This is a genomic window from Sphingomonas bacterium, assembly GCF_903644135.1.
In the GTDB taxonomy this organism is placed as follows: Bacteria; Pseudomonadota; Alphaproteobacteria; order Sphingomonadales; family Sphingomonadaceae; genus Sphingomonas.
This window is the reverse complement of record NZ_CAHJXA010000353.1, coordinates 1-2767: the sequence shown is the minus strand read 5'-3', so window position 1 is coordinate 2767 and position 2767 is coordinate 1. Positions and strand designations below refer to the sequence as shown.

Here is a 2767-nt window from a genome sequence, read left to right as displayed (position 1 = left end):
CCGCTCCGCCGTCACCGCCGGCACCCGCGTCATCTCCGACGAGATCCGGGTGCGTGTCACCGCCGACCCCGGCCAGGGCTTTCTTGATCGCATGATCGCGCTGGTCGAAGGCGCGGAGCGGCAGAAGACGCCTAATGAGATCGCGCTGACCATCCTGCTGGTCGGCCTGACCATTATCTTCCTGATCGCGGTGTCGACCATCCCCGCCTTTGCCAGCTATGCCGGCGGCGCGATCCCGGTGGCGATCCTGGCGGCGCTGCTCATCACCCTGATACCCACCACCATCGCCGCGCTGCTGTCGGCAATCGGCATCGCCGGCATGGACCGGCTGGTGCGCTTCAACGTCCTCGCCAAGTCGGGCCGCGCGGTGGAGGCGGCGGGCGATATCGACGTGTTACTGCTCGACAAGACCGGTACGATCACGGTCGGCGACCGCCAGGCGAGCGAGTTCCGCAGCATCGGCGGCACCGGCCCGCAGGCGCTCGCCGAGGCGGCTTTGCTCGCCAGCCTTGCCGACGAGACGCCGGAGGGCCGCTCGATCGTGGTGCTAGCGCGCGAGAAGTTCGGCGTGGCCACGGCCGCGTTGCCCGACGACGCCGAGAACATCCCGTTCACCGCGCAAACCCGCATCTCCGGCGTCAAGCTTGGCGAGCGGCTGATCGAGAAGGGCGCGGTCGACTCGATCCTGCGCGCCCATCCGGGGCTGGGCGAGACCGCCGCCGCGACCGAACTGCGCCGTATCACCGACGAGATCGCCCGCGCCGGCGGCACGCCGCTGGCGGTGGCCGAGGACGGTCGTCTGCTCGGCGCGATCTTCCTCAAGGACGTGGTCAAGGCCGGCATCCGCGAGCGCTTCGGCGAGCTGCGCCAGATGGGTATCCGCACGGTGATGATCACCGGCGACAACCCGCTGACCGCCGCCGCCATCGCCGCCGAGGCAGGGGTGGACGACTTCCTTGCCCAGGCGACGCCGGAGGACAAGCTGGCGCTGATCCGCCAGGAACAGGGCGGCGGCCGGCTGGTGGCGATGTGCGGCGACGGCACCAACGACGCGCCCGCGCTGGCCCAGGCCGATGTCGGCGTGGCGATGAACACGGGGACACAGGCGGCGCGCGAGGCGGGCAACATGGTCGACCTCGACAGCGACCCGACCAAGCTGATCGAGGTGGTCGGCATCGGCAAGCAGCTGCTGATGACCCGCGGCGCGCTGACCACCTTCTCGGTCGCCAACGATGTGGCGAAATATTTCGCGATCATCCCCGCCATGTTCGTGGTGCTGTATCCGGGGCTGTCGGTACTCAACGTCATGCGGCTGGGCTCGCCGACCAGCGCGATCCTGTCGGCGATCATCTTCAACGCGCTGATCATCCCCTGCCTGGTGCCGCTGGCGCTGAGGGGCGTCACCTACAAGCCGATGGGGGCGGGGCCGCTGCTGCGCCGCAACCTCGCCATCTACGGTCTCGGCGGCCTGCTCGCGCCGTTCGTCGGGATCAAGCTGGTCGATCTCGTCGTTACCGGTCTCGCCCTTGCCTAAGCGTGCCCGGAGCGACGGATGATGTTCTCGCCCTCATTTGCCGGCCTGGCGCTGCTCGCGGCGGCTCCCGCGATGGCTCAGGATGCGAGCCCGCGCGCCGGACCGCTGCCGACGCCCGACGCCGCTTCGGACCCGTCGCCGATCTGCACCGACCGCCCGACCAAGGCCAATGTCGCCTGCACGGTGCCCAAGGGCGACGTCCAGATCGAGGCCGATCTGGCCAACTGGACGCAGCTGTCGGTGGCGGGAGCGCAGACCGACACGTTGCTCTACACCAACCCCACCGCGAAGATCGGCATCGGCACGCATACCGATCTCGAAATCAACCTTGCGCCCCATGAGACGGTGCGCAGCCGCGATGCGAGCGGCGGCGTGGCGACGCTGGGCGGTGTTGGCGACCTGTACCTGCGCCTCAAGCAGCGGCTGACCGCGGATAGCGCCAGGACGCAGGTCTCGGTCATCCCCTATGTCAAGGCACCGACCGCGCGGGCGGGCATCGGCAATCGCGAGTGGGAGGGCGGCACGATCGTCGCCGCCAACGTGCCCTTGCCGGAGGGGTTCACCCTCACCGTCGGGCCGGAGGTGGACATCCTCGCCGATGGCGACCGGTCGGGGCGTCATCACGCCAGCCTGACCATGCTTGCCAACCTGTCGCATCCGGTCGGCAGGAAGGTCACGATGTACGGCGAGCTGTGGACCGCGCAGAACCTCGACCCTGCCGGTCACGTCCACCAATATTCGCTCGACCTCGCCGTCACCTACCTGATCTCGCCGAGCTGGCAGATCGATGTCGGCGGCAATGCCGGGCTCAACACGGCAACGCCGGGCGCGCAGCTCTACCTCGGCCTGTCGACCCGCTTCTGAAGAGGACCAACGCCATGAACTCCGACCTTGCCTCCTCGCTGCGCCCGGCGATCGTCATGACGATCCTGTTCGCGCTGCTGCTCGGGATCGGCTATCCCCTGGCGATGACCGGTATCGGCCAGCTGCTGTTTCCCCATGCCGCCAATGGCAGCCTGGTCGTCGCTGGCGGCCGCACGATCGGCTCGGAGCTGGTCGGGCAGGCGTTCGTCGCCGACCGTTACTTCCAGACGCGGCCATCGGCGGCCGGGAAGGGCTATGACCCGCTTGCATCGGGCGGCTTCAACTTGGGGCCGGCGTCGAAGGCGCTGGCCGACCGGGTGCGCGGCGACGTCGCGCATCGCCGCGCGGAAGGCGTAGCGGGAGCGATGC

Annotated in this window: 3 protein-coding genes; all 3 read left to right on the top strand. The window is 69.2% G+C overall.

Annotated elements, in window-relative coordinates; translation table 11 throughout:
• The coding region (gene kdpB / locus HUU96_RS14350; protein WP_174293420.1) for a potassium-transporting ATPase subunit KdpB at window positions 1-1534 on the top strand (1534 nt) is incomplete at its 5' end.
• Between the two features lie 18 nt (window positions 1535-1552).
• Window positions 1553-2398 carry a transporter gene (locus HUU96_RS14345; protein ID WP_254605250.1) on the top strand — a complete coding sequence of 282 codons (846 nt, stop codon included), beginning with the start codon at window positions 1553-1555 and terminating at the stop codon, window positions 2396-2398.
• A gap of 14 nt (window positions 2399-2412) precedes the next feature.
• Window positions 2413-2767, top strand: a 355-nt coding sequence (locus tag HUU96_RS14340; protein WP_174293419.1) for a potassium-transporting ATPase subunit C, incomplete at its 3' end; no start/stop codon positions are given.